Source organism: Nocardia vulneris (assembly GCF_001613425.1).
Classification (GTDB): Bacteria; Actinomycetota; Actinomycetes; order Mycobacteriales; family Mycobacteriaceae; genus Nocardia; species Nocardia vulneris.
In genome coordinates, this window is the sequence record NZ_BDCI01000063.1 from 1 (window position 1) to 5460 (window position 5460).

At 56.0% G+C, this 5460-nt stretch carries 3 rRNA genes; all 3 read left to right on the forward strand.

The features are described 5' to 3' along the window. Positions 1 to 209 precede the first annotated feature (209 nt). A 16S ribosomal RNA gene (locus NVU01S_RS41980) occupies positions 210 to 1728 on the forward strand. A 333-nt stretch (positions 1729 to 2061) separates the two neighbouring features. Further along, a 23S ribosomal RNA gene (locus NVU01S_RS41985) occupies positions 2062 to 5195 on the forward strand. Positions 5196 to 5338: 143 nt separating this feature from the next. Continuing rightward, positions 5339 to 5455 (forward strand): 5S ribosomal RNA (rrf, locus tag NVU01S_RS41990). The 16S, 23S and 5S rRNA genes sit together here, the layout of an rRNA operon. The last annotated feature ends 5 nt before the right edge of the window (positions 5456 to 5460 follow it).

Here is a 5460-nt window from a genome sequence, read left to right on the forward strand (position 1 = left end):
GTGTGTGCGTGTGTTCTTTGAGAACTCAATAGTGTGTCGATGAATGTCAGTGCCAATTATTTATTGGTTCCGGCCTCTCTGGACCCCCGTCTGGGTGAGGTTGGACATTTAGTCAGCAAATACTTTTGCTGGCGTTTTGTTTTGCTAGGTTTTCGGACTCTAGTTAGATATTTCTGATTCGCTCTTTTCGGAGGGTGTTTCGAGAGTCTTCAACGGAGAGTTTGATCCTGGCTCAGGACGAACGCTGGCGGCGTGCTTAACACATGCAAGTCGAGCGGTAAGGCCCTTCGGGGTACACGAGCGGCGAACGGGTGAGTAACACGTGGGTGATCTGCCTCGCACTTCGGGATAAGCCTGGGAAACTGGGTCTAATACCGGATATGACCTTTCAGTGCATGCTGTTTGGTGGAAAGATTTATCGGTGCGAGATGGGCCCGCGGCCTATCAGCTTGTTGGCGGGGTAACGGCCCACCAAGGCGACGACGGGTAGCCGACCTGAGAGGGTGACCGGCCACACTGGGACTGAGACACGGCCCAGACTCCTACGGGAGGCAGCAGTGGGGAATATTGCACAATGGGCGAAAGCCTGATGCAGCGACGCCGCGTGAGGGATGACGGCCTTCGGGTTGTAAACCTCTTTCGACAGGGACGAAGCGCAAGTGACGGTACCTGTAGAAGAAGCACCGGCCAACTACGTGCCAGCAGCCGCGGTAATACGTAGGGTGCGAGCGTTGTCCGGAATTACTGGGCGTAAAGAGCTTGTAGGCGGTTTGTCGCGTCGTCCGTGAAAACTTGGGGCTCAACCCCAAGCTTGCGGGCGATACGGGCAGACTTGAGTACTTCAGGGGAGACTGGAATTCCTGGTGTAGCGGTGAAATGCGCAGATATCAGGAGGAACACCGGTGGCGAAGGCGGGTCTCTGGGAAGTAACTGACGCTGAGAAGCGAAAGCGTGGGTAGCGAACAGGATTAGATACCCTGGTAGTCCACGCCGTAAACGGTGGGTACTAGGTGTGGGTTTCCTTCCACGGGATCCGTGCCGTAGCTAACGCATTAAGTACCCCGCCTGGGGAGTACGGCCGCAAGGCTAAAACTCAAAGGAATTGACGGGGGCCCGCACAAGCGGCGGAGCATGTGGATTAATTCGATGCAACGCGAAGAACCTTACCTGGGTTTGACATACACCGGAAACCTGCAGAGATGTAGGCCCCCTTGTGGTCGGTGTACAGGTGGTGCATGGCTGTCGTCAGCTCGTGTCGTGAGATGTTGGGTTAAGTCCCGCAACGAGCGCAACCCTTGTCCTGTGTTGCCAGCAAGTAAAGTTGGGGACTCGCAGGAGACTGCCGGGGTCAACTCGGAGGAAGGTGGGGACGACGTCAAGTCATCATGCCCCTTATGTCCAGGGCTTCACACATGCTACAATGGCCGGTACAGAGGGCTGCGATACCGTGAGGTGGAGCGAATCCCTTAAAGCCGGTCTCAGTTCGGATCGGGGTCTGCAACTCGACCCCGTGAAGTTGGAGTCGCTAGTAATCGCAGATCAGCAACGCTGCGGTGAATACGTTCCCGGGCCTTGTACACACCGCCCGTCACGTCATGAAAGTCGGTAACACCCGAAGCCGGTGGCCTAACCCCTTGTGGGAGGGAGCCGTCGAAGGTGGGATTGGCGATTGGGACGAAGTCGTAACAAGGTAGCCGTACCGGAAGGTGCGGCTGGATCACCTCCTTTCTAAGGAGCACTTCTCCGGACATGCCCACACAGGTGGGAATGTTGTTCCGGCAGAGACCGTTTCGGATGCATACGTCATCCGGCGGACGCTCATGGGTGGAACGCTGACAACCTCATCGCATCGTGATCGGAGCACTGTCTCCGGTCCGCGGTGATATACCGACACACTATTGGGTCCTGAAAGAACACGCGGAAGCGGGTTTTTTCCAGGCAAGATAACGACGAGGCTTTCTCGGCGGTCATACCGCAGGATGTGTTCCTGGCTGGTGCCGCAGTAGTGAGAGGGCCTTGTGTGTTGTTTGAGAACTGCACAGTGGACGCGAGCATCTTTGTTAGTAAGTGTTTAAGAGCGTACGGTGGATGCCTTGGCACCAGGAGCCGATGAAGGACGTAGGAGGCTGCGATAAGCCTCGGGGAGCTGTCAACCGAGCTGAGATCCGAGGATTTCCGAATGGGGAAACCCAGCACGAGTGATGTCGTGTTACCCGCATCTGAATATATAGGGTGTGTGGAGGGAACGTGGGGAAGTGAAACATCTCAGTACCCACAGGAAGAGAAAACAATAGTGATTCCGTGAGTAGTGGCGAGCGAAAGCGGAAGAGGCTAAACCTAGAGCGTGTGATACCCGGCAGGGGTTGCGTTCTTGGGGTTGTGGGGCTCATTTTCTTGTTACTGCCGTGGCAAGCGAGAGTCAGAAACCGTTGTGTTAGTCGAAGTGGTCTGGAACGGCCTGTCGTAGAGGGTGAGAATCCCGTAGACGAAAACTCAACGGCTCTTGTAGTGAGTACCCGAGTAGCAGCGGGCCCGTGAAATCTGCTGTGAATCTGCCGGGACCACCCGGTAAGCCTGAATACTCCCTGGTGACCGATAGCGGACTAGTACCGTGAGGGAAAGGTGAAAAGTACCCCGGGAGGGGAGTGAAATAGTACCTGAAACCGTGCGCTTACAATCCGTCAGGGCCTGCGAGTGACTTGTCACTGTGGGTGATGGCGTGCCTTTTGAAGAATGAGCCTGCGAGTTAGTGGCATGTGGCGAGGTTAACCCGTGTGGGGTAGCCGTAGCGAAAGCGAGTCCGAATAGGGCGTTTGAGTCGCATGTTCTAGACCCGAAGCGGAGTGATCTACCCATGGCCAGGGTGAAGCGACGGTAAGACGTCGTGGAGGCCCGAACCCACTTAGGTTGAAAACTGAGGGGATGAGCTGTGGGTAGGGGTGAAAGGCCAATCAAACTCCGTGATAGCTGGTTCTCCCCGAAATGCATTTAGGTGCAGCGTCACGTGTTTCACGCCGGAGGTAGAGCTACTGGATGGTCTAGGGGGCCTACAAGCTTACCGAAATCAGCCAAACTCCGAATGCCGGTGTGTGAGAGCGTGGCAGTGAGACTGCGGGGGATAAGCTTCGTAGTCGAGAGGGAAACAGCCCAGATCGCCGGCTAAGGCCCCTAAGCGTGTACTAAGTGGAAAAGGATGTGGGGTCGCGAAGACAACCAGGAGGTTGGCTTAGAAGCAGCCACCCTTGAAAGAGTGCGTAATAGCTCACTGGTCAAGTGATCCTGCGCCGACAATGTAGCGGGGCTCAAGTACACCGCCGAAGCCGCGGCATTCATACTTAACACCGGTGTGTCCTTACGGGGGCGCATCCAGTGGTGTGGATGGGTAGGGGAGCGTCGTGTCACCATGGAAGCAGCGGAGTGATCCAGCTGTGGAGGTGACGCGAGTGAGAATGCAGGCATGAGTAGCGAAAGACGAGTGAGAAACTCGTCCGCCGAATGACCAAGGGTTCCTGGGCCAGGTTAATCCGCCCAGGGTGAGTCGGGACCTAAGGCGAGGCCGACAGGCGTAGTCGATGGACAACGGGTTGATATTCCCGTACCCGTGTATCCGCGCCAAATATCGAATCATCTGTGCTAACCATCCAAATGTGGACGGATCTCCTTCGGGAGACCTGAAGCGGCTGCATGGGATCCTGGGTGTAGTAGGTAAGCGATGGGGTGACGCAGGAAGGTAGCTGGGCCAGTCAGTGGTTGTACTGGTGTAAGCCTGTAGGGCGTTGTGTAGGCAAATCCGCACAGCATGTAGCCTGAGAGGTGATGCGTAGCCGATTGAGGCGAATTCAGTGATCCTATGCTGCCGAGAAAAGCCTCTAGTGAGTTGGTACACGGCCCGTACCCCAAACCGACACAGGTGGTCAGGTAGAGAATACTAAGGCGATCGAGAGAACTGTGGTTAAGGAACTCGGCAAAATGCCCCCGTAACTTCGGGAGAAGGGGGACCCGGTCTGGTGATGGCACTAGCTGCTTGAGCTGGGTTGGGTCGCAGAGACCAGAGAGAAGCGACTGTTTACTAAAAACACAGGTCCGTGCGAAGTCGTAAGACGATGTATACGGACTGACGCCTGCCCGGTGCCGGAAGGTTAAGAGGACCGGTTAGCGACTTCGGTTGCGAAGCTGAGAATTTAAGCCCCGGTAAACGGCGGTGGTAACTATAACCATCCTAAGGTAGCGAAATTCCTTGTCGGGTAAGTTCCGACCTGCACGAATGGCGTAACGACTTCTCTGCTGTCTCAACCACAGACTCGGCGAAATTGCATTACGAGTAAAGATGCTCGTTACGCGCGGCAGGACGAAAAGACCCCGGGACCTTCACTATAGCTTGGTATTGGTGTTCGGTACGGTTTGTGTAGGATAGGTGGGAGACTGTGAAATCGGCACGCCAGTGTCGAGGGAGTCATCGTTGAAATACCACTCTGATCGTATTGGACTTCTAACCTCGGACCATGATCTGGTTCAGGGACAGTGCCTGGTGGGTAGTTTAACTGGGGCGGTTGCCTCCTAAAATGTAACGGAGGCGCCCAAAGGTTCCCTCAGCCTGGTTGGCAATCAGGTGTCGAGTGCAAGTGCACAAGGGAGCTTGACTGTGAGAGCGACAGCTCGAGCAGGGACGAAAGTCGGGACTAGTGATCCGGCACCGGCAAGTGGAAGCGGTGTCGCTCAACGGATAAAAGGTACCCCGGGGATAACAGGCTGATCTTCCCCAAGAGTCCATATCGACGGGATGGTTTGGCACCTCGATGTCGGCTCGTCGCATCCTGGGGCTGGAGTAGGTCCCAAGGGTTGGGCTGTTCGCCCATTAAAGCGGCACGCGAGCTGGGTTTAGAACGTCGTGAGACAGTTCGGTCTCTATCCGCCGCGCGCGTCAGAAACTTGAGGAAGGCTGTCCCTAGTACGAGAGGACCGGGACGGACGAACCTCTGGTGTGCCAGTTGTTCCGCCAGGAGCACCGCTGGTTAGCTACGTTCGGAAGGGATAACCGCTGAAAGCATCTAAGCGGGAAGCCTGTTCCAAGATGAGGTTTCTCACCACCTTCGAGTGGTTAAGGCCCCCCACAGACCATGGGGTTGATAGGCCAGAACTGGAAGCCCGGTAACGGGTGTAGGTGACTGGTACTAATCGGCCGAGGACTTACCAACAAAGAAGCTACGCGTCCACTGTGCAGTATCTGAAACAACACACAGATGCCTGCGTTCGGAGAACACGGGGGTTTCAGGGGCTTGGCCCCTGAGAACTTCTCCTGTTCTGAGAGGACGTGGGTATGTGGATAGTTTCATAGAGTTACGGCGGCCATAGCGGCAGGGAAACGCCCGGTCCCATTCCGAACCCGGAAGCTAAGCCTGCCAGCGCCGATGGTACTGCACTCGACAGGGTGTGGGAGAGTAGGACACCGCCGGAACATCC